This is a genomic window from Rhodococcus sp. G6(2025) (assembly GCF_058628105.1).
Genome location: NZ_CP179750.1, coordinates 3,495,622 through 3,520,397, shown reverse-complemented (window position 1 = coordinate 3,520,397; position 24,776 = coordinate 3,495,622). Strand labels below are relative to the sequence as shown.

24 protein-coding genes and 6 tRNA genes are annotated in these 24,776 nt (G+C 68.0%); 14 read left to right on the top strand and 16 right to left on the bottom strand.

Annotated features, from left to right (window positions below; genetic code table 11):
• Nucleotides 1-10: 10 nt before the first annotated feature.
• Nucleotides 11-763 carry a YebC/PmpR family DNA-binding transcriptional regulator gene (locus ACLIVD_RS16130; RefSeq protein WP_011598635.1) on the bottom strand — a complete coding sequence of 251 codons (753 nt, stop codon included), beginning with the start codon at nt 761-763 and terminating at the stop codon, nt 11-13.
• Between the two features lie 144 nt (nt 764-907).
• On the opposite strand from ACLIVD_RS16130, the gene ACLIVD_RS16125 reads away from it, so the two are divergent.
• Nucleotides 908-1,264, top strand: a complete 357-nt coding sequence (locus ACLIVD_RS16125) for a GntR family transcriptional regulator (protein WP_491932682.1) — start codon at nt 908-910, stop codon at nt 1,262-1,264.
• Nucleotides 1,261-2,181, top strand: a complete 921-nt coding sequence (locus ACLIVD_RS16120; RefSeq protein ID WP_491932681.1) for a hypothetical protein — start codon at nt 1,261-1,263, stop codon at nt 2,179-2,181. Before ACLIVD_RS16125 ends, ACLIVD_RS16120 begins: the two co-directional genes overlap by 4 nt.
• Here ACLIVD_RS16120 and pdxT read toward each other — a convergent pair.
• A complete protein-coding gene (gene pdxT / locus ACLIVD_RS16115; RefSeq protein ID WP_009480131.1) occupies nt 2,178-2,786 on the bottom strand; it encodes a pyridoxal 5'-phosphate synthase glutaminase subunit PdxT in 609 nt (202 codons plus the stop codon). The genes ACLIVD_RS16120 and pdxT overlap by 4 nt on opposite strands.
• Nucleotides 2,783-3,637, bottom strand: coding sequence for an acyl-CoA thioesterase (locus tag ACLIVD_RS16110; RefSeq protein ID WP_009480130.1), 855 nt, complete (start codon nt 3,635-3,637; stop codon nt 2,783-2,785). The genes pdxT and ACLIVD_RS16110 overlap by 4 nt, the downstream gene beginning before the upstream one ends.
• 56 nt (nt 3,638-3,693) lie before the next feature.
• Here ACLIVD_RS16110 and ACLIVD_RS16105 point away from each other — a divergent pair, with 56 nt between their 5' ends.
• Complete coding sequence (locus ACLIVD_RS16105; protein ID WP_491932679.1) at nt 3,694-4,317, top strand: nucleoside/nucleotide kinase family protein; 624 nt, start codon at nt 3,694-3,696, stop codon at nt 4,315-4,317.
• Between the two features lie 6 nt (nt 4,318-4,323).
• Here ACLIVD_RS16105 and ACLIVD_RS16100 read toward each other — a convergent pair whose 3' ends face one another.
• The 11 genes from ACLIVD_RS16100 to ACLIVD_RS16050 form a co-directional block, all read right to left on the bottom strand.
• Nucleotides 4,324-5,145, bottom strand: coding sequence for an acyl-CoA thioesterase (locus ACLIVD_RS16100; RefSeq protein WP_283354362.1), 822 nt, complete (start codon nt 5,143-5,145; stop codon nt 4,324-4,326).
• A 158-nt stretch (nt 5,146-5,303) separates the two neighbouring features.
• Entirely contained in the window at nt 5,304-6,206 is a 903-nt protein-coding gene (gene pdxS / locus ACLIVD_RS16095; RefSeq protein ID WP_011598631.1) for a pyridoxal 5'-phosphate synthase lyase subunit PdxS, read from the bottom strand.
• A gap of 152 nt (nt 6,207-6,358) precedes the next feature.
• The gene (locus tag ACLIVD_RS16090; RefSeq protein ID WP_491932678.1) at nt 6,359-7,381 is read right to left on the bottom strand and encodes an NUDIX hydrolase; all 1,023 of its coding nucleotides are present in this window, start codon (nt 7,379-7,381) and stop codon (nt 6,359-6,361) included.
• Nucleotides 7,378-8,505: a glycosyltransferase family 4 protein gene (locus tag ACLIVD_RS16085; protein WP_283354364.1), complete on the bottom strand. Its 1,128-nt coding sequence runs from the start codon at nt 8,503-8,505 to the stop codon at nt 7,378-7,380. The genes ACLIVD_RS16090 and ACLIVD_RS16085 overlap by 4 nt, the downstream gene beginning before the upstream one ends.
• The gene (locus ACLIVD_RS16080) at nt 8,502-9,407 is read right to left on the bottom strand and encodes a phosphatidylinositol mannoside acyltransferase (protein ID WP_491932677.1); all 906 of its coding nucleotides are present in this window, start codon (nt 9,405-9,407) and stop codon (nt 8,502-8,504) included. The genes ACLIVD_RS16085 and ACLIVD_RS16080 overlap by 4 nt, the downstream gene beginning before the upstream one ends.
• Nucleotides 9,404-10,069 (bottom strand): phosphatidylinositol phosphate synthase, encoded by a 666-nt coding sequence (gene pgsA / locus ACLIVD_RS16075; RefSeq protein WP_491932676.1) that lies wholly within the window; start codon nt 10,067-10,069, stop codon nt 9,404-9,406. The genes ACLIVD_RS16080 and pgsA overlap by 4 nt, the downstream gene beginning before the upstream one ends.
• Before the next feature lie 79 nt (nt 10,070-10,148).
• Complete coding sequence (locus ACLIVD_RS16070; protein WP_005240964.1) at nt 10,149-10,724, bottom strand: ATP adenylyltransferase; 576 nt, start codon at nt 10,722-10,724, stop codon at nt 10,149-10,151.
• 5 nt (nt 10,725-10,729) lie between these two features.
• Nucleotides 10,730-12,787 (bottom strand): threonine--tRNA ligase, encoded by a 2,058-nt coding sequence (gene thrS, locus ACLIVD_RS16065; protein WP_317567466.1) that lies wholly within the window; start codon nt 12,785-12,787, stop codon nt 10,730-10,732.
• A gap of 95 nt (nt 12,788-12,882) precedes the next feature.
• Nucleotides 12,883-13,308, bottom strand: coding sequence for a TIGR02611 family protein (locus ACLIVD_RS16060; RefSeq protein WP_105414643.1), 426 nt, complete (start codon nt 13,306-13,308; stop codon nt 12,883-12,885).
• A gap of 111 nt (nt 13,309-13,419) precedes the next feature.
• Nucleotides 13,420-14,625, bottom strand: a complete 1,206-nt coding sequence (locus ACLIVD_RS16055; protein ID WP_491932675.1) for an RtcB family protein — start codon at nt 14,623-14,625, stop codon at nt 13,420-13,422.
• Between the two features lie 154 nt (nt 14,626-14,779).
• A tRNA-Val gene (locus ACLIVD_RS16050) sits at nt 14,780-14,851 on the bottom strand.
• Between the two features lie 242 nt (nt 14,852-15,093).
• On the opposite strand from ACLIVD_RS16050, the gene ACLIVD_RS16045 reads away from it, so the two are divergent.
• The 5 genes from ACLIVD_RS16045 to ACLIVD_RS16025 all read left to right on the top strand — a co-directional run bounded on the left by ACLIVD_RS16045 (nt 15,094) and on the right by ACLIVD_RS16025 (nt 15,575).
• Nucleotides 15,094-15,166 (top strand) — tRNA-Gly (locus ACLIVD_RS16045).
• A gap of 24 nt (nt 15,167-15,190) precedes the next feature.
• Nucleotides 15,191-15,261 (top strand) — tRNA-Cys (locus ACLIVD_RS16040).
• A 1-nt stretch (nt 15,262) separates the two neighbouring features.
• Nucleotides 15,263-15,334 (top strand) — tRNA-Val (locus tag ACLIVD_RS16035).
• 77 nt (nt 15,335-15,411) lie between these two features.
• Nucleotides 15,412-15,484, top strand: a tRNA-Gly gene (locus ACLIVD_RS16030).
• Between the two features lie 16 nt (nt 15,485-15,500).
• Nucleotides 15,501-15,575 (top strand) — tRNA-Val (locus ACLIVD_RS16025).
• A gap of 74 nt (nt 15,576-15,649) precedes the next feature.
• Here ACLIVD_RS16025 and ACLIVD_RS16020 read toward each other — a convergent pair.
• Nucleotides 15,650-16,138 carry a 2-isopropylmalate synthase gene (locus ACLIVD_RS16020; protein WP_283331882.1) on the bottom strand — a complete coding sequence of 163 codons (489 nt, stop codon included), beginning with the start codon at nt 16,136-16,138 and terminating at the stop codon, nt 15,650-15,652.
• A 268-nt stretch (nt 16,139-16,406) separates the two neighbouring features.
• Here ACLIVD_RS16020 and ACLIVD_RS16015 point away from each other — a divergent pair, with 268 nt between their 5' ends.
• The 3 genes from ACLIVD_RS16015 (at nt 16,407) to ACLIVD_RS16005 (ending at nt 19,920) form a co-directional block, all read left to right on the top strand.
• Entirely contained in the window at nt 16,407-17,636 is a 1,230-nt protein-coding gene (locus ACLIVD_RS16015; protein ID WP_164060291.1) for a DDE-type integrase/transposase/recombinase, read from the top strand.
• Nucleotides 17,637-17,953: 317 nt separating this feature from the next.
• Nucleotides 17,954-19,174, top strand: coding sequence for an MFS transporter (locus tag ACLIVD_RS16010; protein WP_283331883.1), 1,221 nt, complete (start codon nt 17,954-17,956; stop codon nt 19,172-19,174).
• A 215-nt stretch (nt 19,175-19,389) separates the two neighbouring features.
• On the top strand, nt 19,390-19,920 hold the full coding sequence (locus ACLIVD_RS16005) for a GNAT family N-acetyltransferase (RefSeq protein ID WP_005240947.1): 531 nt from the start codon (nt 19,390-19,392) through the stop codon (nt 19,918-19,920).
• A gap of 9 nt (nt 19,921-19,929) precedes the next feature.
• Here ACLIVD_RS16005 and zapE read toward each other — a convergent pair whose 3' ends face one another.
• Nucleotides 19,930-20,946, bottom strand: coding sequence for a cell division protein ZapE (gene zapE, locus ACLIVD_RS16000; RefSeq protein ID WP_283331884.1), 1,017 nt, complete (start codon nt 20,944-20,946; stop codon nt 19,930-19,932).
• Nucleotides 20,947-20,980: 34 nt separating this feature from the next.
• On the opposite strand from zapE, the gene ACLIVD_RS15995 reads away from it, so the two are divergent.
• From ACLIVD_RS15995 to ACLIVD_RS15985, 3 genes are read left to right on the top strand one after another with little or no spacing between them, the layout of a single operon-like run.
• On the top strand, nt 20,981-21,769 hold the full coding sequence (locus tag ACLIVD_RS15995; protein WP_283353162.1) for a pyrimidine reductase family protein: 789 nt from the start codon (nt 20,981-20,983) through the stop codon (nt 21,767-21,769).
• A 23-nt stretch (nt 21,770-21,792) separates the two neighbouring features.
• Nucleotides 21,793-23,349, top strand: coding sequence for an alpha/beta fold hydrolase (locus tag ACLIVD_RS15990; protein WP_491932674.1), 1,557 nt, complete (start codon nt 21,793-21,795; stop codon nt 23,347-23,349).
• A gap of 34 nt (nt 23,350-23,383) precedes the next feature.
• Nucleotides 23,384-24,721 (top strand): glycosyltransferase family 87 protein, encoded by a 1,338-nt coding sequence (locus ACLIVD_RS15985; RefSeq protein WP_283353156.1) that lies wholly within the window; start codon nt 23,384-23,386, stop codon nt 24,719-24,721.
• Nucleotides 24,722-24,776: the final 55 nt, after the last annotated feature.

Genomic DNA, 24,776 nt, shown 5'->3' with positions numbered 1-24,776 from the left:
CGTCGTGCGATCAGTCGTCGAGCTCCGCCAGTACCTCGTCGGACAGGTCGACGTTGGTGTAGACGTTCTGCACGTCGTCGGACTCCTCGAGCGCGTCGACGAGCTTGAACACCTTGCGGGCTCCGTCGGCGTCGACCGGAACCTCGACGGACGCACGGAAGTCGGCCTCGGCGGAGTCGTAGTCGATTCCCGCCTCCTGCAGTGCGCTGCGGACGGCGACGAGGTCGGTGGGCTCGCTCACGATCTCGAAGGTGTCGCCGAGGTCGGTGACCTCTTCGGCACCCGCATCGAGGACCGCCATCAGCACGTCGTCCTCGCTCTGGTCACCCTTCTCGAGGGTGACGACACCCTTGCGCGTGAACAGGTAGGACACGGAACCCGGGTCGGCCATGTTGCCGCCGTTGCGGGTCATCGCGGTGCGCACCTCGCCGGCCGCACGGTTGCGGTTGTCGGTCAGGCACTCGATGAGGACGGCGACACCGTTGGGTCCGTAACCCTCGTACATGATGGTCTGCCAGTCGGCGCCACCCGCTTCTTCACCGGCGCCGCGCTTGCGGGCGCGCTCGATGTTGTCGTTGGGGACCGACGTCTTCTTGGCCTTCTGGATGGCGTCGTACAGGGTGGGGTTTCCCGCAGGATCGCCACCGCCGGTACGGGCCGCCACCTCGATGTTCTTGATCAGCTTCGCGAAGGCTTTGCCACGCTTGGCATCGATCACAGCCTTCTTGTGCTTGGTGGTGGCCCATTTGGAGTGGCCGCTCATGCGATTCAAGCCCCTTTCCTGCTGCCTTTGGCACGCCGAATGCGCGGTTTCAGCTTTGACGATGTTACCCGCAGCCCGGCCGCCCCTGCGCGTTCCCGGGGTAACAACTCGCATAAGTCGCCATTGTTTGCATAGAATGCAAACATGTTGATGCGGGTCGACCACAGCTCCACCACCCCACTGGGTGAACAGATCGCGGCCAACGTGCGCGGCGCGTTCCTGCGCGGCGAGATCGGCGCGGGCGATCGGCTCCCCTCCGCCCGGGCGCTGGCCGAATCCATCGACGTCAACCTCCACACCGTGCTGCGCGCGTACGCCGCGCTGCGCGACGAGGGCCTGATCGACCTCCGCCGGGGCCGGGGCGCGGTCATCCGCGCCGACACGGACCCGGTACACACCGGATTGACCGAAGCCGCAAAGGCTTTCGTGTCCGAGGCACGACGCCTCGGACTCGACACCGAACAGATGCTCGACGTGATCAAGGAGACCACCAGACAATGACGACCTCCCGAACGCGCCTCCTCGCCGCGACCTCCGCTGTGCCCCTCCTCGCGGTCGTGATCGCGAGACTCGCCTGGAGCGGGCAACTGCCGCCGGTGGTGGCCAGCCACTGGTCCGGCACCGAACCCGACCGATTCAGCGACACGACCACCTACTTCTGGATCGCTCTGGCCGTCTGCGCGGCCGCCGCCGTGAGCGCGGGCGTCGTGGCGGCGCCGGTCCGCACCGACGCCGCGCTCTGGCTTCCCGCCACCGTTCTCGTCGGGTGGACGGTGGCCACGGCCTGGATCGTCAGCGTCGCCGCCACGATCGAGGCGGGCTCGCCGGAAGCGGCGACGCTGGGGTGGTGGATCGTCGTTCCCCTCTTGGGAATCGTGTGGGCCATCGCCACGTTCGCCCTGCTCCCCCGGACGCCGCACTCCCCGGAGAACGGTGCGGCGCCGACGCTGCCCGTCCCCCTGGCGCCCGGCGAGCGCGCATCGTGGACCGGTTGTGCCCGCGGGCGGTGGGCGGGCGTGCTCGCTCTCGCCATGACCCTGGCCGCCGTCGTCTCCGCGCTGGTGGGAGCGCTCTGGCTGGCCGTCCTCTTCGTCGTCCTGGCGGTCGCCGGCGGCGGCTTCGCCTCCGTGACCGTGCAGATCGACCGCACAGGACTGACCCTGTCGTCGTGGAACATCCGCTGGCGGAAGATCCCGCTCGACTCCATCGACGAGGCTCGGGTCACCGAGATCCGGCCCACGGAATGGGGCGGCTGGGGCTACCGCTTCACGCCGCGCGGGACCGCGGTCGTGATCCGCGCCGGCGAGGGCATCGTGCTGAACCGCACCGGCGGCCGCCCGTTCGCGGTCACCGTGGACGGCGCCGCACAGGGTGCGGCGCTCCTCAACACACTCGCCGCGCCCCGTCCGGCGAGCTAGACCCCGCGGACGATGTCGACGAACAGCTCGTGCACCCGCCGGTCGCCCGTCACCTCCGGGTGGAACGACGTCGCCACCACGGCGCCCTGCCGGACGGCCACGATCCGTCCGGCGGCCGCGCCACCCGACTCGGGCACGCGGGCAAGGACCTGGACGTCGTCGCCGACGCGCTCCACCCACGGAGCCCGGATGAACACGGCCCGCATCGGGTCGCCGACGATGCCCTCGAATTCGAGGTCGGACTCGAAGGAGTCGACCTGACGACCGAAGGCGTTGCGGCGCACCGTCATGTCGATCGCACCGAGGTGCTGCGCGTCAGGTCTCGTGTCGAGGATCTCGCTCGCGAGGAGGATCATCCCGGCGCAGGACCCGTAGGCGGGCAACCCGTCGCGCAGGCGCGCCTTCAGGGGTTCGAGCAGTTCGAAGATCTGCAGCAGCTTGCTCATCGTCGTCGACTCGCCGCCCGGGATGACGAGGCCGTCGATCTTCTCGAGCTCCTCCGGGCGACGGATGCCGACGGCGTCCGCACCCGAATCGTTCAGTGCGGCGAGGTGTTCACGGACGTCGCCCTGCAGGGCGAGTACTCCGACGAGGGGACGGGTCATGCCATGTTTCCTGTCTCGATGTCGCGCTTGTCCTGATCGCGCTGGATACGGGTCAACCCCTCCTGGACGACGGCGGCGACCATGGTGCCGTTCCGGTCGAACATGCGGCCCTGGGTGAGGGCGCGGCCGAAGCCGGCGGAGGGTGAGGTCTGGTCGTAGAGCAGCCACTCGTCGGCGCGGAACGGGCGCATGAACCACATGGCGTGATCGAGCGACGCCGTCTGCGTGACCACTCCGGGGTGCGGGACCTTCGACGCACCGAGGAGCGTCATGTCACTGAGGTAGGCGAGGGTGCAGATGTGGAAGACCTGATCGTCCGGCAGCTTGCTGCGGTACCGCATCCACACCCGTTGCTGCGCGGCGATTCCGGGAGTCTTCCCGGTGGAGCCGGCCGGAACGATACGGACGTCCCATTCCTTCCACTCCCGGTAGAGATCGGTGGCGGCGAACTCCTCGAGGGTCTGTGCGTCGACCAGTTCCTCGGGCGCGGGGACGGACGGCATCGTGTCCTGATGCTCGATGCCCTCGTCCTCGGTGTGGAACGACGCCGACATGGTGAAGATCGCCTTGCCGTCCTGGATTCCGGTGACGCGCCTCGTGCAGAAGGATCTGCCGTCCCGGATCCGGTCGACCAGGTAGACGGTGGGTTTCGCCGGATTTCCGGGGCGCAGGAAGTACCCGTGCAGGGAGTGGACCTTGAACGCCTCGTCGACGGTACGGACCGCGGACACCAGTGACTGACCCGCGACCTGCCCGCCGAACGTCCTCTTCAGAACAGACGGATGAACCGCGCCGCGGAAGATGTCCTTCTCCAGCGCTTCGAGTTCGAGAACGTCCTCGATGCTCGCCATGAGCCCTCCTTCTGTGCCTGGTCAAGGTTATCCGCCCGGTTCGGGCTCGAGGCACCATGGGTGCCATGACGATGTTCACACCGACGAGCCCTGACGGTCTCGTCGCCCTCGTCTCCGAACGCTGCCTCGCCGTTCACGGCACCGCCGTCGTCGCGATCGACGCTCCCGACGGCGCGCACCCCCTGCCCCTCGCGGACGCGGTGTGCGCCTCGCTGCGGGAGCGGGGCCGCCCGTGTGACGTCGTGTCGCTCCACGACTACGTCCGGCCCGCCTCCCTGCGGTTCGAGCACGGGCGCGACGACGAACTCAGCTACCGCACCCTCTGGTTCGACTACGACGCCCTGAACCGGGAGGTGGTGCGGTCGGTCCGCACCGACCGCCGGTGGTTGCCGCGCCTGTGGGACGAGGCCGAGGATCGCTCCGCCCGCTGCGCCCGCGTTCCCGCGGCCGACGGTCAGGTGCTTCTCGTCGCGGGCCCGATGCTGCTGGGCCGGGATCTCGACTTCGACGTCACCGTGCAACTCCATCTGGGCGAAGGCGCCCTGATTCGCCGAACCCCGGCCGATCAACAATGGACCGTCCCCGCACTGCTGCGCCGTGCTGCCGACGTCACGGACGAACCCGACCTGCTGGTGCGGTACGACCATCCGCCGAGGCCCGCAGTCCGGGCGGGCCGCTGAGGCCGCTCACGTCGTGCGCAGGAACCGGGTCAGCCCTTCCTGCACGACGGCCGCGACCAGGTTTCCCTTCCGGTCGAAGATCCGGCCCTGCGCGAGCGCCCGTCCGAATCCGGCGGACGGTGACGTCTGGTCGTACAGCAGCCACTCGTCGGCCCGGAACGGGCGCAGGAACCACAGCGCGTGATCGAGTGAGGCACCGTTGATCTCGATACCGGGGTGCGGGGTCATGGCGGAACCGATCAGCGTCATGTCGCTCATGTAGGCCAGTGCGCAGACGTGGAAGACCGGGTCGTCGGGCAGCGTCTTGCGGGACCGGAACCACGCCTGCTGCTGAGCGGCCGCACCGCGCCGACGGTCGACCTCGCCGTGGCCGACCATCCGGATGTCCCAGTCGGACCACTCCTGGGCGAGCCAGGCGATCTCCGGGTCGTCGGAGTCACTGGCGAACGGCAGCGTATCGGGCGGCGGGACCACGGGCATCTCGTCCTGGTGCTCGATGCCCTCGTCCTCGACCTGGAACGACGCCGACATCGTGAAGATCGCCTGACCGTCCTGGACGGCACTGACCCGCCGGGTGACGAACGACCGACCGTCCCGGATGCGGTCCACCAGGTACACGATCGGCATCGTGGGGTTTCCGGGACGCAGGAAGTAGCCGTGCAGCGAATGCACCATGAAGCGGGGGTCTACGGTGCGGACCGCCGCCACCAGCGCCTGACCGGCCACCTGCCCACCGAACGTCCGGGGAAGCATGGTTTCGGTCGCTATGCCTCGGAAGATGTTCTCCTCGAGGCGTTCCACTTCCAGGATCTCTTCGATCGTCGCCATCCACGGCCCCTTCCGATGCTCGTCCGCTGACACTCTCACACGGGTCCCGGGCACCGGGCACCGCACCGCACGAGGCCCGGGTCGGGGCCTCGTGCGGTGCGAACGGAAGTAGTGCGGCGCCGGGAGCGCCGCGATCGATCACCGATCGATCGCGGAGATCACCAGCCGCGTTCGGCGAGCCGGTGCGGGACGGGGATGTCGTCGACGTTGATCCCGACCATCGCCTCACCCAGCCCACGGGAGACCTTCGCCAGCACGTCCGGGTCGTCGAAGAACGTGGTCGCCTTCACGATCGCCGCGGCCCGCTCCGCCGGGTTGCCCGACTTGAAGATCCCCGACCCGACGAACACACCCTCCGCACCGAGCTGCATCATCATCGCCGCATCCGCCGGGGTGGCGATACCACCGGCGGTGAACATCGTGACCGGCAACTTCCCGGCCTTGGCGACCTCGACGACCAGATCGTACGGGGCCTGCAACTCCTTCGCCGCCACATACAGCTCGTCCTCACTCAGCGAGGTCAGCCGGCGGATCTCCCCACCGATCGTCCGCATGTGCGTGGTCGCGTTCGACACGTCACCGGTACCGGCCTCACCCTTGGACCGGATCATCGCCGCACCCTCGGTGATCCGCCGCAGCGCCTCACCCAGATTGGTGGCACCACACACGAACGGGACGGTGAACTGCCACTTGTCGATGTGATTGGCGTAGTCGGCCGGGGTCAGCACCTCCGACTCGTCGACGTAGTCGACCCCCAGGGACTGCAGGATCTGCGCCTCCACGAAGTGCCCGATCCGGGCCTTGGCCATCACCGGGATCGACACCGCGGAGATGATGCCGTCGATCATGTCCGGATCACTCATCCGGGACACCCCACCCTGCGCCCGGATGTCCGCGGGCACCCGCTCGAGCGCCATCACCGCGACCGCACCGGCGTCCTCGGCGATCTTCGCCTGATCGGGGGTGACGACGTCCATGATGACCCCGCCCTTCAACATCTCGGCCATGCCACGCTTGACGCGTGCCGTACCGGTGGTGGGGGTGGTGTCGGGGGTGCTCACAGCGAACTCCTGGGTTGTGGCGTGGATTGACTTCGATAGCGGCATGCGTGAGCGACGACGTTCACGCTGCAGTACCCGATTCTAGGACGAGGGGCGGTCCACTTCCGTAGCCAGTCCGCGATTGCTGGCTTTCTCCGGACGCCCGGCGCGGCTCAGGTGATCGCGCGCACCTCGGGTTCGTCCGGGGCCGAGGCCACCGCGCCTGCCTCGTCGAGGAGATCCGCGAGGTCGTGCGGGTACACGGCTTCGCCTGCTGCCGCCAGTTCACGAACCGTGTCCGCGGTGCACCACCGGTGGCCGGTGATGGTGCGGTTCTCGAGTTCGGTGAAGCCCCCGTGGTGCGGCTCGAATCCGTCGGTGCGCAGCGCGAAGAACAGTTCCTCGGAGCGGATCAGCTGCCCGTTCCAGGAGAAGATGGCAACCCGCCGCCACATGGGTCCGCGCAGCGATTCGGGCGACGCGGTGTGCCCCGTCTCCTCGGCGATCTCCCGGACCGCGGCGGCCCGCAGGTTCTCCCCCTTCTCGACGGCGCCACCGATCGTGAACCAGTAGTAGATGTCGGGGACGGTGGGGTCGTGACCCCGGAGCAGCAGGACCCGGCCCTCACCGTCGAGCAGCACCACCCGGGCGGATGTCCGGACGGAGTCGAGGGACAGACCCTCGGTGAACGCAGCGGCGGACGAGCGTTCGGTGATCTCGAAGTACGTCGGCAGCGAGGCCGTGCCCCCGAGGTGCAGCCATCGGACCGGACGCCGGGTGCGGAGTGCGAGGGTGTCGCGGACGGCGTCGTTGTGGAATCGGCGGGCGATCAGCACCCGCGCCTCGGCATCGGCGAGTTCCGCCACCAACTGGGGGCGCAGGGTCTCCGGGTCGAGGGCCGAGAGCGCACTGGACAGCGCGTTCTCGGCGATCTCCCGGTCGGCCCGGTCCGACCGTTCGGCCCGGGCCGCCAGCGCGGCCAGCGACCTGCCTTCGGGTGGGTCCATCGCCGCGGCCGCCGCCCGCACGACCACCGCCCGGCGGGCGAGGGCCGCGTCGAGGGCCTGCCAGGACAGGTCGGAGCGGACGTGCAGGCGGTCGAGGCGGTTGGCCGTTCCGTACGCCCACAGGCCGATCGCCAGGACAACGGCTGCGACCAGGGCGAGGACCAGGATCGTGAGGGCGGAGAATGTCATGATCCGACCTCCCGGACGCCGTCGCGGCCGACGGTGACCGTCTCGTAGACCCGCAGGATCTGTTCGGCCACCACCGGCCAGTCGTATTCGGTGACCACCGTTCGGCCGACATCGGTGAGTGCGGCGCTGCGCTCGGGGTCGCCGAGCACCGAGTCGATCCCGGCGGCGAGCGCCGCCGCATCCCCGACCGGCACCAGCACGCCTGCCTGCCCGTCCCGCAGGACCCGGCGGAACGCGTCCAGTTCGCTCGCCACGACGGCGGCTCCCGCGGCCATCGCCTCCACCAGCACGATGCCGAAGCTCTCACCACCGAGGTTGGGTGCGCAGTACACGTCGGCGCTCCGCAGTGCCGACGCCTTGTCGGCATCGTCGACCTGGCCGAGCAGACGCAGGTGCCCGAAGACCGGGCCGGCCTCGCGGCGCAGTTTGTCCTCGTCGCCGCGGCCGACCACCAGCACCTCGAGGCCGGGATACTTCTCCACCAGGGCGGGAAGCGCCTTGAGAAGCACCGCCATGCCCTTGCGGGGCTCGTCGTAGCGGCCGAGGAAGAGGATGGTCTTTCCGGGACGCGGGTAGCCGGGCAGCGGCTCGGCGTTCGCGAACGCCTGGACGTCGACCCCGTTGGGGATCTCGACCGCATCGGAGCCCAGTGATTCCACCTGCCAGCGTCGCGCGAGTTCCGACACCGCGATGCGGCCGCTGATCTTCTCCAGGTAGGGCTGGAGTACACCCTGAAATGTGCTCAGCACCAACGACTTCGTGGTCGACGTGTGGAAGGTGGCCACGATGGGCCCCTCGGCCACGCGCATGGCGAGCATCGACAGGCTCGGCGCGTTCGGCTCGTGGATGTGCAGGACGTCGAAGTTGTTGTCCGAGATCCAGCGCCGCACGCGGGCGCTCGCGGCGGGGCCGAAACTCAGCCGGGCCACCGAGCCGTTGTAGGGAATGGCGAGGGCGCGTCCCGCGGAGACGACGAAGTCGGGCAGGTCGACGTCGTCGGACGCCGGCGCGAGGACGCTCACCTTGTGCCCGCGCTCGATCAGAACCTCCGCGAGGTCGACGACGTGAGCCTGCACTCCGCCCGGGACGTCGAACGAGTACGGGCAGACCATTCCGATCTTCACGAGTTCTCCATGCGGGAGAGCCTCGACTGGGACAGGTCGGAGAGCCACAGCGGCTGAAGCATGTGCCAGTCCTCGGGATGTGCCGCGATGTTGGCTTCGAACCGGTCCGCCAGGGCCTGAGTCGCCGCGGCAACCCCCGCGGTGGTGTCGATCGGCGGGTCGATGCGGAAACCCCACCCGCCGTCTGTGAACCAGCAGTGCACCGGCAGGAGCGGCGCGCCGGTGTCGATCGCCAGCTTCGCGGGGCCGGCGGGCATGCGCGTCGGTTCCCCGAAGAACGTCACCGGGACGCCCTTCTTCGCCAGGTCGCGTTCACCGAGGAGGCACACGATTCCGTTGCCGCGCAGTCGCGCCGACAGTTCCACGAACGGGGGGTTCTCTCCCCCGCTGAGCGGGAAGATCTCGAAGCCGAGCCCTTCGCGGTAGCCGACGAACCGCCGGTACAGCGACTCCGGCTTCAATCGCTCGGCGACCGTGGACAGCCCGCCCCAGTGCTGGGCGCACCACACACCCGCCATGTCCCAGTTGCCGCTGTGCGGCAGTGCCATGACCGCGCCCCGGCCGGCTTCTTTCGCGGCGTCGAGGTGCTTCTGGCCTTCGATCAGCTCGTCGAGGGCGGCGCCCGTCTTCACGAGGTCCATCGACGGCAGCCGGAAAGCCTCCCGCCAGTAGCGCGCGTAGGACCGCATCGACGCCTGCATCAGGATGTCCGGCACCTCGGCCGCGGGTACACCGAGCACGCGGGCGAGATTGCGGCGCAACTGTTCCGGGCCGCCGTTCCGGACGGCGAAATCGGCTCCCCTGTCGAACAGGGCGACCGCGGCCTTCTCCGGCAGCGCACGGACCAGCCGCCAGCCGGTCGCGTACCCCAGGTCGCTGATGCGTTCCGACAGGCCGCTCACTGCGCGCTCGCCTGTCCGTCTTCCGGCGTCGTGTCCGCAGGCGGGAGGGGCAGCACGTCCCGGGCGCCCGGCGACCGGCGAACGGCCAGCACCCGCTGGAACACCGTGATGACGCTGCCCGCCGACAGCAACCACATCGCGACGTGAATGGCCCATGGAACTCCGAGCCCGGTCACGCCGGCACCGACCAGCACGATGACCAGCCGATCGGGTCGTTCGATGAGTCCACCGTCGGCGGACAGTCCACTGGCCTCGGCGCGCGCCTTGGCGTACGAGATCACCTGCGAGGTGACGAGGCACAGCAGAGTCGCGATCAGCAGCGGCTTGCTGTTCTCGTGATAGACCGCCCACCAGGCGAGACCGGCGAAGATCGCACCGTCGGCCACCCGGTCGCAGGTGGCGTCGAGAACGGCACCGTACCGGGTTCCGCCGCCGCGGGCGCGGGCCATGGCACCGTCGAGCATGTCGAACATGACGAACAGCCAGATGAACATCGCTCCCCAGAACAGATGTCCGCTGGGAAACAGTGTGACCGCGCCGGCCACGGTCGCCACGGTGCCGATGACGGTGACGGAATCGGGGGTGAGCCCGGTCTTGACCAGAGCCTTCCCCAATGGTGCCGTCACCTTGGACACGGATGCCCGTCCCAAGAAGCTCAGCACCTCTCCACCCCGTTCTTCACTTCCTGCCAGGAACCCCGCACGCGTGAGCCAGCGACTCCCGCGTCATTCATCTATCGCGTCATTCATTCCAGGCCTTCGCCAGCAGCCCCCGGGTCTCGCGCAGCAACTGCGGCATGACCTTGACCCCGGCGAGGACCGTGATGAAGTTCGCGTCCCCGCCCCAGCGCGGAACGATGTGCTGATGCAGGTGCTCGGCGAGCGAACCGCCTGCCGCCGCACCGAGATTGAGACCGACGTTGAAACCGTCCGGCCGCGACACCCGCTTGATCACGCGCAGAGCCTGCTGCGTGAACGACATCAACTCGGCGCTTTCCTCCTCCGTCAGGTCTTCGAGCGCCGCGACCTTGCGGTAGGGAACGACCATCAGGTGCCCCGGGTTGTACGGGTACAGGTTGAGCACCGCGTAGACGTGCTCACCCCGGGCGACGATCAACCCGTCCTCGTCGTCCATCTTCGGGATGTCGATGAACGGCTCGTTCGGGGTGTCCCGCGACTTCGGCGCCTCGGCGATGTACGACATGCGGTGCGGCGACCAGATCCGCTGGAGGTGATCGGGTTCGCCGGGGCCGCGGTCCACGAGGCGGCCGGGGCCGCCGAGCATCTCGTCGGCCGTCACGTCGTCACCTCCGGTCATGTGCGTCACCCTTCCTTACCGGGTTGCAGCAGTTCCGCCGTCGGCGAGGCATTCTCGCGGCGACCGATCCACTCGGTGACGATGCGCACGGCGTCGTCCACGGGCACCCCGTTGACCTGGGTGCCGTCCCGGAATCGGAAGCTGACGGCGCCCGCCTCGACGTCGCGCGCACCCGCCAGCAACATGAACGGCACCTTCTGTGCCGTGTTGTTGAAGATCTTCTTCTGCATGCGGTCGTCGCTCGCGTCGACCTCGGCGCGGACACCGGCCGCCTTCAGCCGCTTCACCACGTCGAAGAGGTGGTCGGCGAACGTCTCGGCGACCGGGATGCCGACCACCTGGACGGGCGCCAGCCACGCCGGGAACGCACCCGCGTAGTGCTCGGTGAGCACACCGAAGAACCGTTCGATGGAACCGAACAGGGCCCGGTGGATCATGACCGGACGCTGCTTGGTGCCGTCGTTGGCCGTGTACTCGAGGTCGAAACGCTCCGGCAGGTTGAAGTCGAGCTGAATGGTCGACATCTGCCAGGTGCGGCCCAGGGCGTCCTGCACCTGCACCGAGATCTTCGGTCCGTAGAACGCGGCGCCGCCCGGATCGGGAACGAGGTTCAGCCCCGACGACTCCGCGACCTCGGCGAGAGTCGCCGTCGCTTCGTCCCACACGGCGTCGTCGCCGACGAACTTGTCCGGGTTCTTGGTGGACAGCTCGAGGTAGAAGTCGTCGAGTCCGTAGTCCTTCAGCAGGCCGAGCACGAACTGCAGGGTGGTCGCCAGTTCGTCACGCATCTGCTCACGGGTGCAGTAGATGTGCGCGTCGTCCTGGGTCATGCCGCGCACGCGGGTGAGTCCGTGGACGACACCCGACTTCTCGTACCGGTACACGGAACCGAACTCGAAGAGCCGCAACGGCAGCTCGCGGTACGACCGGCCGCGGGAGCGGAAGATCAGGTTGTGCATCGGGCAGTTCATCGGCTTGAGGTAGTAGTCCTGGCCCGGCTTGCGCACGGTGCCGTCCTCGTTCAGCTCCTCGTCGATGTGCATCGCCGGGAACATGCCGTCGCGGTACCAGTCCAGGTGACCCGACACCTCGTAGAGGTGCCCCTTGGTGATGTGGGGGGTGTTGACGAACTCGTACCCCTCCTCGACGTGCCGCTTGCGGGAGTAGTCCTCCATCTCGGTGCGGATGATTCCGCCCCGCGGATGGAACACGGGCAGTCCGGAGCCGAGTTCGTCGGGGAAGCTGAACAGGTCGAGTTCGGACCCCAGCTTGCGGTGGTCGCGACGTTCCGCCTCGGCGAGCAGTTCCAGGTGGTGGTCCTGCGCCTCCGCCGACTCCCACGCGGTGCCGTAGATGCGCTGGAGATCGGCGTTGTCCTGATTACCGCGCCAGTACGCCGCCGAGCTGCGGGTGAGCTTGAACGCCGGGATGTGCTTGGTGGTGGGGATGTGCGGGCCGCGGCACAGGTCTCCCCACACCTTCTCGCCGGTCCGCGGGTCCAGGTTGTCGTAGATGGTCAGCTCGTTGCCGCCCACCTCCATGATCTCCGGATCGTCGATTCCCGACTTGTCGTCGATGAGTTCGAGCTTGAAGGGCTCCTTCGCCAGCTCGGCGCGCGCGTCCTCGAGCGACTCGACGACGCGGCGGGAGAACCGCTGCGACCCCTTGATGATCTTCTTCATCCGCTTCTCGAGGCTCGCGAGGTCCTCGGGGGTGAACGGGCGATCGACGGCGAAGTCGTAGTAGAAGCCGTCCTTGATCGGCGGGCCGATGCCCAGCTTCGCCTCGGGGAATTCCTGCTGGACGGCCTGCGCGAGCACGTGGGCGGCGGAGTGACGGATGACGCTGCGCCCGTCGTCGGTGTTCGACGCGACCGGCTCGACCTCGACGTCGGTGTCGGGCACCCAGGACAGGTCCTTGAGCTGGCCCTCGGCGTCACGGACCACGACGACGACGTCCGGACCCTTGCTCGGGTAGCCGGCCTCCCGAACCGCTGTACCGGCCGTAGTCCCCGCGGGTACCCGGACGAGGGCGGCTGGGGCGGCGGATGCGGGGGTGCTCACGGCGATGTTCTCCTAGGTGAGGTGTGCGGTGCAGACATGGTGAATGTGCCAGCCCATGTTATCGGCCCAGCAGTCACACCCAACCATGCGTCCGGCTAGAGCGGGCTCTCCAGCCACGGGTAGTCGAGGCCGATCCACGTTCCGACGAGACCGAACGTCCCGAGCAACCACAGCGTGGCGAGGACGACGACACATGTCAGCAGCGCGCCCGCCCCCTTGACCACCAGCGACTGCCGCGAGAACCAGTGCATGAACTTGTCGTAGCGCTGCCGCGCGTAGTGCAGCAGCCGGTGGGCCCACGCGAACTCGGATGCGAGGATCCCGAGTCCCGCGAACACGATCAGCCAGCCGGGGCCCGGATAGGGAATCGCGACGATGCCGGCGGCCAGCACCAGAGCGCCGATCACCCCCACCGCGATGCGGTACGCCAGGTTGAGGCTCGGCCGCGCGGCGATGTGCGCGCGCCACCGATGCCACCGGCTCTCCGCTTCCTGGAACGGGGACAGATCCGAGTCGTCCACGTCCACGCTCTCGGGCGCGGGTCCCGGCCGAGCTTCTCCGCTAGTCACCGCTCCAGCCTACCGACCGCGACCTGCGGCGGCGCGTCGTCGCACCGCCGCACCGCCCGCGGGTCATCCCTTCACACAGACGACCTGCCGCAGGTGGGCAACGACCTCGACGAGGTCGGCCTGCGCTTCGATCACCTGCTCGATGTCCTTGTAGGCGCCGGGGATCTCGTCGATCACGCCCGCGTCCTTACGCGATTCGACTCCGGACGTCTGCCGCACGAGGTCGTCGACGGTGAAGCGCTTCTTCGCCTTCGTGCGGCTCATCGTCCGTCCCGCCCCGTGCGATGCCGAATTGAAGGACAACTCGGAGCCCAGGCCACGCACCACGTAGGAACCGGTGCCCATGGATCCGGGGATGAGTCCGAGATCACCCCGGCCGGCCCGGATCGCGCCCTTGCGGGTGACGAGCATCGGCTCGCCGTCGATGATCTCCTCCGACACATAGTTGTGGTGGCAGGAGATCGGCTCGTCGAATCGGACCGGCCTGCCGGGCAGGGCCTGCCGGAATGCCTGCATCACCAACGTGAGCATGACGGCACGGTTACGGGCCGCGTACTCCTGCGCCCACGTCAGGTCGTGGCGGTACGCGTCCATCTCCTCGCTGCCTGCGAGGAACACCGCGAGATCGCGATCGACCAGCCGCTGGTTGTGCGGCAACGCCCGCGCCACCGCGATGTGCCGCTCCGCCAGCTCCTTGCCGATGTTGCGCGACCCGGAGTGGAGCATCAGCCAGACCTCGTCGGCGTCCGACAGGCACACCTCGATGAAGTGGTTGCCGCCGCCGAGCGTCCCGATCTGCTTCATCGCCTTGGATTCGCGGGACTGGACACCCGAATGCAGGTCACCGAATTCCTGCCAGAAGCGGTGCCAACCCTCCTTCACTCCCCCGGCGTCCGTGACGTCCAGTGCGCCGACGTTCACCGAACGCTCGTGCATGGCGAACCCGACCGGCACCGCACGCTCGATGCGCGAGCGCATCGAGCGCAGGCTGTCGGGCAGATCGCTCGCGGTCACATCCGTCCGGACCGCCGTCATCCCGCACCCGATGTCGACGCCGACCGCCGCCGGGGCGACCGCCGCCCGCATCGCGATGACGGAACCGACCGTCGCCCCCTTGCCGACATGGACGTCGGGCATGACCCGCACACCGTGCACCCACTGCAGGTCGGCCATGTTCCGCAGCTGCTGCAACGCTGCCTGCTCGATGGTCCACTCTTCCGCCCACATCAAGGTGGGCGCGGTGGTGCCTTCCAGCCTCACGGGGAACATGGGACTCAGTCCTTCGATCGCGGATCACCCGGGGAATTTCGGCCGCCTGAGTTCATTGTCCGCCGCGCCGCAGGGCCGGAACAAACGTTATTCGGGTGCGCACACGAAAAAGAAGAGGGCGTTTCCGATTTCGGAAACGCCCTCTTCTTCTCTGTGGTCCCGGCTGGGATCGAACCAGCGACCTCCCCGGTGTGAACGGGACGCTCTTCCACTGAGCCACGGGACCGAAGCGCGCCAAACACTCGCGCTCGAACGAGTTGGAACATTAACACGACCGAGCGGCCGAACGAAAATCACGTCGTTGGGATTCGTGTCGACCCCTGCCCGCGGCACGTCCGCGACCCGGCGTCGTTCATGCGTAGTTCGCCGTCTGACGCCTTGACCTGCAGATTTGTAACTATCGCGGATGGTCGGCTAATGTTCTCAACCGCACCACGGAGAACATTCTCCGCGAGTTACACGGTGCATGCGGACGTGGCGCAGCTGGTAGCGCACAACCTTGCCAAGGTTGGGGTCGCGGGTTCGAATCCCGTCGTCCGCTCGAGAGGTTGGACTCAACCTTCACGGTGGAGTGGCCGAGTGGTGAGGCAACGGCCTGCAAAGCCGTGCACACGGGTTCGATTCCCGTCTCCACCTCGCGCGATTAGCTCAGCGGGAGAGCGCTTCCCTGACACGGAAGAGGTCACTGGTTCAATCCCAGTATCGCGCACCGAGATAGATGATAGATGCACGACTGTTTTACTTGCTCGACCAGTGACGGCCCCCAGCCCGGGGGCTTTCACGAATGCGGACGTGGCGCAGCTGGTAGCGCACAACCTTGCCAAGGTTGGGGTCGCGGGTTCGAATCCCGTCGTCCGCTCTCTTTTCTCCATCCCGCGCGATTAGCTCAGCGGGAGAGCGCTTCCCTGACACGGAAGAGGTCACTGGTTCAATCCCAGTATCGCGCACCAGTTCACTTTCAACCGAACAGTTCACGACACTTCAGCCCCGGTCCCTCGACCGGGGCTGAACTGTTGTCCGGGTGTCAGGCGGGCTGGAGCCGGTTGGCGCCGGAGATCATCGCGCGCAGAGTCGATTCCGTGTGGGATTCACCGATTCCCATCGCCCAGCGCCGGATGCCGTCGCGCTCGCAGAGCAGAAATGTCGCGGTGCGGTGCCCGATCTCGTGCTGATGAAAAGACAGGATCTCCATCGCACACCCCGCGTCGTACAGCATCGAGGTCATGGCGGCCACCGGGCCGGGCGCGCTCGCAGCGGTCTTGCAGATCGATTCGCCGATACCGAGTGTCGCTTCGAAATCCCACATCCCGGGGCCGGTCTTCGTTTCCGACCAACTGCCCAGACGGAACGGTCCGGTGGACGGCGCGTAGACGGCCTCGAACGCGGACCACGCCATTCCGGCGGATTCGGTGCGGAGTTCCCGTGGCAGCGACTTTCCGTGGCGCGCGGCGAACGGATCGGCGGCCGGTGTCGACGAGGGGAAGGATGAAGCGAAAGAAGTGTTGGTACTCATTCTCGTGGTCTTCCTGAAAGAAGGGAGGACCAACGCGTAGCTCAACGACCCGCAGCGAGGGGTCGGTCCGTATCAGACCCCGCTACGGCGGAGAACTACGAGAATGCGCTGCATGATGACACTGTAAGCGACAACCGTCCGCAGAGGCAACAGGCCGCGTTGACTCATCCAAAATGCCCGCGTAAGCCCCTTCGTTGCCTCACGTGAGAACGCCCGCGTAGCGGCGTGTCGATCACGTCGGTGTGGTGGTCGAGGGTAGGGCCGGAGGATGGGACTGACCATGGCTGAACGCAGAGCCGTCACCACGGCGATCGCGACCCGCTACAAGCGCGCCGACAAGCCGGGCAAAGCGAAGATCCTAGACGAACTGTGCGCCACGACCGGCTGGCATCGCGACCACGCCCGCAAGGCATTGCGGGCAGCGTTGATTCCGAAGGTGGTCCGTCCCCGAACCGGGCGCCCACCGACGTACGGGCCGAACGTTGTTGCAGCGTTGATCTTCTGCTGGGCGGTGCTGGGGATGCCTGCCGGGAAGCGGCTTGCGCCGGCACTGCCAGACCTCGTGCCCATTCTGCGTGCGTTCGGTGAACTCGACATCGACGACGCTACCGCACTGTTGCTGGTCGGCATGTCTGCAGCCACCATCGACCGACGGCTGGCGCCCGAACGCAAGAACCATGAACTCAAGGGCCGATCACATACCAAGCCCGGTTCCCTGCTCAAGTCCCAGATCCCGATCCGCACCTGGGCGCAGTGGGATGATGCGGCGCCGGGGTTCGTCGAGATCGACCTGGTCGGCCACGAGGGCGGCAACGCCGTCGGTGAGCACGCTTACACGCTGACGGTCACCGACATCGCCACCGGTTGGACCGAGAACCGCAGTGTGCGCAACAAGGCCCGCAAATGGGTCATCGCCGCACTCGACGAGATCGCTGCCATCATGCCGTTCCCACTCCTCGGCGTCGACTCCGACAACGGCAGCGAGTTCATCAACCACCACCTGCTCGACTGGTGCAACAGACAGCAGATCACCTTCACCCGCTCGCGTCCCGGAAACTCCAACGACGGGGCACACGTCGAGCAGAAGAACTGGGCCGTAGTACGCACCATCGTCGGCTATCTCCGCTATGACACCTCTGCAGAGTTGTTGCTGCTCAATCAGATCTGGGTTCTGCAGTCGCAGCTAACGAACTACTTCTACCCACAGCAGAAATTGGTGTCGAAAGAACGTGACGGCGCGAAGGTGACCAAGAAGTACGACATCGCCACCACTCCGCATCGGCGTGCAGACCAGCACGAGGCCGTCACCGGAGAGGACAAGGCCATCCTCGCCGACACGTACTCGACCATCAACCCCGCCGCCGTCCAGCGTCAGATCCAGGCATTGACCACCGAGCTCATCGCCCTCGCCACCGCCAAGAACACACCCACGAGGAGAGCCCCTCTCACGCGGGCACTTCTCGATGAGTCAACGAATCAGACTTCGCGGGCATCTTGACATGAGGCAACAGGCAGGCCCCGGTTCACGGTGTCGCGCCGACCACCGGTGACGGGCGGGTGACGAAATCGTTACCACTGCATCTGGAACGTGAGGAATTCCTCATGTATCGTCGAACTTGCCATCCACCCCCCCGATGGCAATGAGCCCCAGCCATGACCCCCCATCCAAGGCTGGGGCTCAGTCTTGTTCCGGGCCCCTCACGCACCCCCACTTTCGGACATTTCGCCCGCCGCCTCGGAGAACGCTGCACATCCCCGCAAAGTATTGGACACTCGCCCAATCGATCGGATGTCCTCTACCGAAGGCCGACTCCCATGACGGATTCACCACGCGCAGACGTGCCCGCGGACCACCGCCCGGCACGGATCGCCGCGGCGGGCGCATTCGGCCTGCAGGGTTTTCTCCTCGCGGCCGTCCTCACACAACTGCCGCAGTACCAGGACCGATTCGGGTTCGACGACACGGTCATCGTGGTCGCGGTCGTGACGGTGTCCCTCATCGCCGGGGCGGGAAGCGTCCTCGCCGAGCACCTGGCCCGCCGATTCTCCAGCAGATCGGCGCTGCAGCTCGGGCTCGCGACCATCGCGGTCGCCGGTGGCGCCCTCGGTTTCAGCCCGAACACCGCGGCGTTCTTCGTCTGCCTGTCCGTGTACGGCGCCGGGCTGGGCATCGTCGACGCCGCCGCCAACATGCAGGCGGTGTCGATCCAGCACGCGTACGGCCGTTTCATCCTGTCGTCGTTCCATGCGGTGTGGAGCGTCGGCGCGATTGCGGGTGCACTCTTCGTCGCCGCCACCTCCGCCCTCGACGTCAGCGTGGCCGGCGCGCAACTGGTGGCGGCGCTCGTCGTGGCCGTCGGTCTCGCCGTCTGCGGCCCCCGGCTCCTCGCCCGTCAGGAGCCGGTGAGCAGCGCCCCGCCTGCGACCGGCCCTGTGTCCGTGCCGGTTCCGATTCGGCCGCTGCTCGCGCTCGGCACCGCGATGGCGTTGTTCTACGCCATCGATTTCGGTGTCGGCAACTGGTCCGCCCTGTACGTCCGGAACGTTCTGCTCGCGGACGCCGGCACGGCCGCCCTGGCGCTGGCCGCATACCAGTGCGCGGCTCTGGTGTCGCGTCTGACCGGCGACTTCTGGGTGGCGAAGTACGGCGAGATCGCCGTCGTCCGTGCGGGTTCGGCGGTCGGTGTCGCCGGATTGACGGTCGTCGTGCTGGCCCCGTCCCCGGCCGTCGCGATCGCCGGATTCCTCGTCGTTGGCCTCGGCGTGCCGGTCGTCGCTCCCCTGTGTTTCAGCGCCGCCGGCCGGCTGGCACCCACCGGCCAGGTGGACGACGTCGTGGCGCGGATCAACCTGTTCAATTACGTGGGCACGCTCGTGGGCGGGGCGATCGTCGGCGGCGTCGCCGCCGCGACCAGCCTGCGGATCGGGTTCGTGGTCCCGCTCCTGTTCGCGGTGGGGCTCGTCCTGCTCGCCCCCGCATTCGCCCCGGACCGGGACCGCGACAGGCAATCCGCGTGGACCCCGGATCGCGACTGACGGCAGATGTTCTACTTAGGACATGCCGACTCGGGGATGGTTCGTGATCACCGCGGCGATCGTCTACGTCGCGGTTCCGGTCTCGGCACGGTCCGCTCGTGGCGGCTCGCACACCCCAGGACGAACGAGTCGATCAAGACCGTTGCGGCAATCACCCTGCTGCGGGACAGTACGGGAATGACACTTCGGGAAGCGAAGGACGCGGTGGATCAGCTGTGACTGTCGAGATAGACCCGGCGGGGATCTGGGATTCCGAGGCGATCGCCGACGTCGCCGCGGCAACGTTCCCTCTTGCGTGCCCGCCCGGCGCGACGCAGGACGACATCGCCGCCTTCATCGACGACGTGCTGTCGGCCGAACGGTTCTCGGAGTACCTCACCGACCCGAACCGCACCGTCCTGAAGGTCACCCACGGCGGGGCGATCGTCGGCTACGCGATGCTGATCGACGGTGAACCCGCAGACCCGGATGTCGGCAGGGCCGTGACGCTTCGGCCGACCACCGAGATCAGCAAGCTGTACGTGCTACCCGGTAATCACGGGACCGGGGTCGCGTCCGCGCTGATGGACGCCATCGTCGAACGCGCCGTCGCCGCCGGGTGCGCCGGGCTGTGGCTCGGCGTCAACCAGGAGAATGTGCGCGCCCAGCGCTTCTACGCGAAGCACGGATTCACGCAGGTCGGAACGAAAACCTTTCTCGTCGGCACCCAACTGCACCACGATTTCGTGATGCAGCGGGCGCTGTGACGAGCTGGGTCAGCTCGCGGCGACCTCGAAGCGCGACAGCGCGAGCAGGCGCGACGTGGCACGCAGGTACTTCTTCCGGTACCCACCGGCCAGCATCTCCGGAGTGAAGATCGCGTCGAGCTTGGCCCCGGCCACGGTGACCGGGATGCTCGCGTCGTACAGGCGGTCGGCGAGGACCACCAGGCGCAGCGCGACCGACTGGTCCTCGGCAGGGTGCACGCCGTCCAGGAAGACGGCCGGGATGCCCTCGACCAGCTTGTTGTAGCGGGACGGGTGCAGCGTGCTGAGGTGCTTGCACAGCGCGTCGAAGTCGTCGAGCGTGGCGCCGGGGATGCTGTCGGCGCGCTCGGCGAGCTCCGCCGAGGAGATCGGGTCCGGGGCCGGCGGCAGGTCGCGGTGCCGGTAGTCGGGGCCGTCGACGCGGATCGTCTCGAAGATCGAGCCGAGCTTCTTGATCTCGCGCAGGAAGTCCTGTGCAGCGAATCGTCCTTCACCGAGCTGGCCGGGCAGGGTGTTCGACGTCGCCACGATGGACACGCCGCGCGCCGACAGTTCCGACAGCAGGCGGGACACCAGCATGGTGTCGCCCGGGTCGTCGAGTTCGAATTCGTCGATGCAGAGAACGCTGTGGTCGGACAGCTGCTCGACGGCCTTGTTGAAACCGAGGGCACCGACGACGTGCGTCAGCTCCACGAACGTGCCGAACGCCTTGGGCGACGGGACGCTGTGGAAGATCGAGGCCAGAAGGTGGGTCTTGCCGACGCCGAAGCCGCCGTCGAGGTAGAGACCGGCGCCGGTGGCCTGCGTCTTCTTCCCGAACAGGCCGCGTCGTCCGCCGCTGCGGATCTTTACGACCTTCTTCGCGAACTCCTCGGCCGTCCGGACCGCGGCGGCCTGGCTGGGTTCTGCGGGATCGGGGATGTACGACGCGAAGCTCACCTCGTCGAACATGGCCGGGGGCACCATCTGAGCTACCAACTGATCAGCCGGTACCACGGGGCTGCGATCGACAAGACGTGCATGCATACAAGCAGGGTATCCACGTGTTGTGATCACCAACATGCACCGTGTACATATTGCGACATTTTTCACACCGGACAGCCCGCCTGCCCGCGAGGAGTCCAGTGAATCGACCGCGAACGCGCTGCGCGACCTGTACGCGTACCCGGCGGAGACCCCGCGGCCGTGGGTCCGGGTCAACTTCGTGAGCAGCATCGACGGCGCCGTCTCCGTCGACGGGGTCAGCGGGGCGCTCGGCACACCTGCGGACAGGCTGGTCTTCGAGACCCTGCGGGAGTTGGCCGACGTCGTGCTGGTCGGGGCCGGAACCGTCCGGGCGGAGAACTACGGCGGGGCGCGCATCGACACCGAGGGCAGGCGACGGCGGGTGGCGTCGGGGATGCCGGAGGTCCCGCCGATCGCCGTCGTGTCGGCGCGCGCCCACCTCGACCCGCGGTCACGCCTGTTCACCGACACGGAGGTGGCCCCGATCGTCGTCACGTGCACAGACGCCGACCCGGCGCGGGTCCGTGCTCTCACGGACGCGGGTGCGCGAATCGTGACGGCCGGCGACGGGCAGGTCACCGGCGACGGGCTGATCGCCGCCCTCGAGCATCTCGGACTGCGCCGTGTGCTCTGCGAGGGTGGCCCGAGCCTGTTCGGGCAGCTGACCGCGGACGACGCCGTCGACGAGGTGTGCCTGACCACGGCACCCGTCCTCGTCGGCGGAACCGCGGGTCGCGTCGCCACCGCGCCTGGGGCCCGGATCACCGCGATGACTCCCGCGCACATCCTCACCGACACCGACGGCACCGTCCTCACCAGATGGGTGCGGCTGCCCCGGCCGTAGGGGAACCTGGCAGGGTGGTCGCCATGCGCAGATCGGTGTTGCTCGCAATGGTTCTCGTGGTGTGCAGCGCGTGCGGAGCCGGACCGTCCAACCGGCCGCACGTGGCGGTCGAACGCGAGGGCGGCGGCAGCGAACCCACCGCGACCGAGACCGAGAACGCCGACGCTCCCCCACCCGTGTTGCAGACCCCGAAGAACGATCTGGCGTGGACCGACTGCACGCAGAGCACCCTCGGCGCCCTGGGCCCGGGAACGACGCCGCCCGCCGGGTTGATCTTCGAATGCGGCTCGTACGAGTCAGCCGTCGACGAGAGCGGCACCCTGCCCGGCTCCTTCACGATGGGTGCGATGCGGGCACGCCTCGCCGACACCCCCGAGAACGCGGCCCCGCTGGTGCTCACGTCGGGATCGGACCGGTCGTCGACCGCAACGCTCGCCGCGCTGAGCACCGGCGGTCTCACGTCCCTGCTGTCGACGCGACCGGTGGTCGCGGTGGACCGCCGCGGCATCGCCTCCTCGCAGGAGATCGAATGCCTCACCCCGGAGCTCCGCAGCAGCCTCGCGAATCTCGGGCAGTTCGATCCGGGGACGGGCGACCAGGTCGACAAGGTCACCGCGCTGGGCCGCGACGCCACCATCGCGTGCACCGACTACCTGCAGCCACAGGAACTCGCGTTCGACAGCACCCACGCCGCCGACGACATCGAGGAGCTGCGCCGCACCTGGGACGTCGATGCACTCGGGATCCTCGCCACCGGCAACGGCAGTGCGGTCGCGCTCAGCTACGCCGCCAAGTACCCCGATCGGGTCGGCCGGCTCGTCCTCGACTCCCCCGCCGTCACCACGGTGGATGCCGCGACCGCCACCGAACAGCAGGTCGCGGGTCAGGAGGCGGCGTTCGACGCGTTCGCCCGCCAGTGCACCGCCCTGAACTGCTCCCTCGGCGCCGATCCCCGCGCCGCGATGACCGACGCCGTCACCCGCGCCGCGAACGGCCAGATCCCGCGGGTCTCCGCGAACGCCCTCCTCACCGCGGTGTCCGGGTCGCTCGCCGCGGCGGGCGGCGACCAGCAGGGCCGCGTCCGCGCCCTGTCCGATGCGGTGTCCGCCGCCCTCGCCGGAAACACGGCGCCGATCCTGGCGGCGATCGCGCAGGCCGAGGCGGCCTACGAGGGCGACGGCCAGTTCATCACCCGCTGCACCGACGGCCAGCAGTGGCCCGCACCCGACCGCGTTCGCGAACTGCAGGAGCTGTGGGGCGAGCGGTTCCCGCTGTTCGGACCGAACGCCGCCGTCGGACTGCTGGCGTGCACCTCCTGGCCCGCGACCGCGCCGCCCGCCCTGCCCGGCGAGCTGACACTCCCGGTCCTGGTGCTGAGCGGCACCGCCGACCCGGTCGTCGGGAACGCCGGGGTGGGGACGGTGACGGGTGCCGTGTCGAGCGCAGGCGCCGCGACGGCGACCCTGACGTGGCACGGCAGCGGCCACCCCGCCACCCATTCGGACTGCGCGCAGAAGTCGATCGTCACCTACGTCACGGACGGCGCGCTGCCCCCGGACGGCAGCGCCTGCCCCGCCTAGCCGACGTGTTCCGCCCGACACCCACAGGGGGTGCGTGACCGCACGTCAGAGCTTCTCGGTGTACCGTGCCGTGGTGTTCCTTCGACAACTCGAACCGCGCACCGGGCGGACTGCCAACGAGGTAATCAACTTCGCGCTGTGGCCGATCGCCGTCATGACAGTGCTGCATCGAGTGGTCGTCAAGGCGGTCAACGGGTACATCACCGACGACTTCCGGCCGGTCTACAACGCGGCGCTGGCCTTCCTCAACGGCCGCCCCGTCTACGCCGCCAACTTCAACTGGGTCGATCCGCATTACCTGTATCCGCCGTCCGGCACCCTGCTGATGGCGCCGATCGCGGTGATCGACCCCGAGAAGTCCCGGTGGTTGTTCATCATCGCCAACGCGATCGCCATCGTGATCGCGTTGTACCTGCTCCTGCGGCTGTTCGGTCTGGGATTGAACTCCATCGCGGCCCCGATCCTGCTGCTCGCCACGTTCTCCTCCGAGACCGTCACCAACACCCTCGTCTTCACCAACATCAACGGTCTGGTCCTGCTCGGCGAGATCGCGTTCCTCGTGTTGCTGATGAAGCGCAAGGACATGTGGTCCGGTGTCGCCATCGGGCTGACGTTCGCGGTCAAACCGATCCTCGCCCCACTCCTGCTGCTGCCTCTGGTGCGCGGACAGTGGAAGGTGTTCGTCACCGCGATCGGCATTCCCCTGATCCTCACCGCCGTGGCGTGGCCGCTGTCCGCGGACCCGATGGACTTCGTGCGCCACACGGTGCCGTACCTGATGGAATCGCGCGACTACTTCAACAGCGCGATCGTCGGCAACGGCAAGTACTACGGCCTCCCCACCGCCCTGATCTGGGCCCTGCGCGGCGTCTTCACCGCCATCGTGCTCAGCTCCCTGTGGCTGCTCTACCGCTACTACCGCCACGACGAGCTGTTCTTCGTCGTCACCACGTCCGGGGTTCTGCTGACGGCGTCGTGGCTGCTCGGCTCGCTGGGCCAGATGTACTACTCGATGATGCTGTTCCCGCTCCTGATGTCCGTGGTACTGAAGAATTCGGTGATGCGGAACTGGCCGGCGTGGCTGGCCGTGTACGGGTTCATGAGTTACGACAGCTGGCTGTCGAGCCGGTTCATCGAGGCCGGCCGGACCGCCGAGTACATGAAGACCACGCTGGGATGGAGCCTGATGCTGCTCGTGGTCTTCGGCGTGCTGACCGTCCGCTACGTCTCGGCGCGGCGCGAGGGGCGACTCGACCGGGGCATCGACCCGGCGTTCCTCCTCGAACCGCACGAGAAGGCCCCCGACATCTCGCCGCGGGAACCGGAACCGGACGAGCAGCCGCAGGTCGAGTCGGCCACCGCCAAGACCTAGGCCCCCGTCCCGCGCGGGCGTCGCGGCCGGAATCGGCGAAACGTATTAGCGTGGA

What these genes read in the sequence shown, in the direction of transcription:
- ACLIVD_RS15990 (WP_491932674.1), top strand. Translation starts at nt 21,793, where the DNA reads ATGCGCAGATCGGTGTTGCTCGCAATGGTTCTCGTGGTGTGCAGCGCG.
- ACLIVD_RS16020 (WP_283331882.1), bottom strand. Translation starts at nt 16,138, where the DNA reads ATGAGTACCAACACTTCTTTCGCTTCATCCTTCCCCTCGTCGACACCG.
- ACLIVD_RS16130 (WP_011598635.1), bottom strand. Translation starts at nt 763, where the DNA reads ATGAGCGGCCACTCCAAATGGGCCACCACCAAGCACAAGAAGGCTGTG.
- ACLIVD_RS16010 (WP_283331883.1), top strand. Translation starts at nt 17,954, where the DNA reads ATGACGGATTCACCACGCGCAGACGTGCCCGCGGACCACCGCCCGGCA.
- ACLIVD_RS16105 (WP_491932679.1), top strand. Translation starts at nt 3,694, where the DNA reads ATGGGTGCCATGACGATGTTCACACCGACGAGCCCTGACGGTCTCGTC.
- ACLIVD_RS16125 (WP_491932682.1), top strand. Translation starts at nt 908, where the DNA reads ATGTTGATGCGGGTCGACCACAGCTCCACCACCCCACTGGGTGAACAG.
- pdxT (WP_009480131.1), bottom strand. Translation starts at nt 2,786, where the DNA reads ATGACCCGTCCCCTCGTCGGAGTACTCGCCCTGCAGGGCGACGTCCGT.
- ACLIVD_RS16055 (WP_491932675.1), bottom strand. Translation starts at nt 14,625, where the DNA reads ATGTTCCCCGTGAGGCTGGAAGGCACCACCGCGCCCACCTTGATGTGG.
- ACLIVD_RS16070 (WP_005240964.1), bottom strand. Translation starts at nt 10,724, where the DNA reads ATGACCGGAGGTGACGACGTGACGGCCGACGAGATGCTCGGCGGCCCC.
- ACLIVD_RS16110 (WP_009480130.1), bottom strand. Translation starts at nt 3,637, where the DNA reads ATGGCGAGCATCGAGGACGTTCTCGAACTCGAAGCGCTGGAGAAGGAC.
- ACLIVD_RS16100 (WP_283354362.1), bottom strand. Translation starts at nt 5,145, where the DNA reads ATGGCGACGATCGAAGAGATCCTGGAAGTGGAACGCCTCGAGGAGAAC.
- ACLIVD_RS16015 (WP_164060291.1), top strand. Translation starts at nt 16,407, where the DNA reads ATGGGACTGACCATGGCTGAACGCAGAGCCGTCACCACGGCGATCGCG.
- zapE (WP_283331884.1), bottom strand. Translation starts at nt 20,946, where the DNA reads ATGCATGCACGTCTTGTCGATCGCAGCCCCGTGGTACCGGCTGATCAG.
- ACLIVD_RS16120 (WP_491932681.1), top strand. Translation starts at nt 1,261, where the DNA reads ATGACGACCTCCCGAACGCGCCTCCTCGCCGCGACCTCCGCTGTGCCC.
- ACLIVD_RS16090 (WP_491932678.1), bottom strand. Translation starts at nt 7,381, where the DNA reads ATGACATTCTCCGCCCTCACGATCCTGGTCCTCGCCCTGGTCGCAGCC.
- ACLIVD_RS15995 (WP_283353162.1), top strand. Translation starts at nt 20,981, where the DNA reads ATGCACCGTGTACATATTGCGACATTTTTCACACCGGACAGCCCGCCT.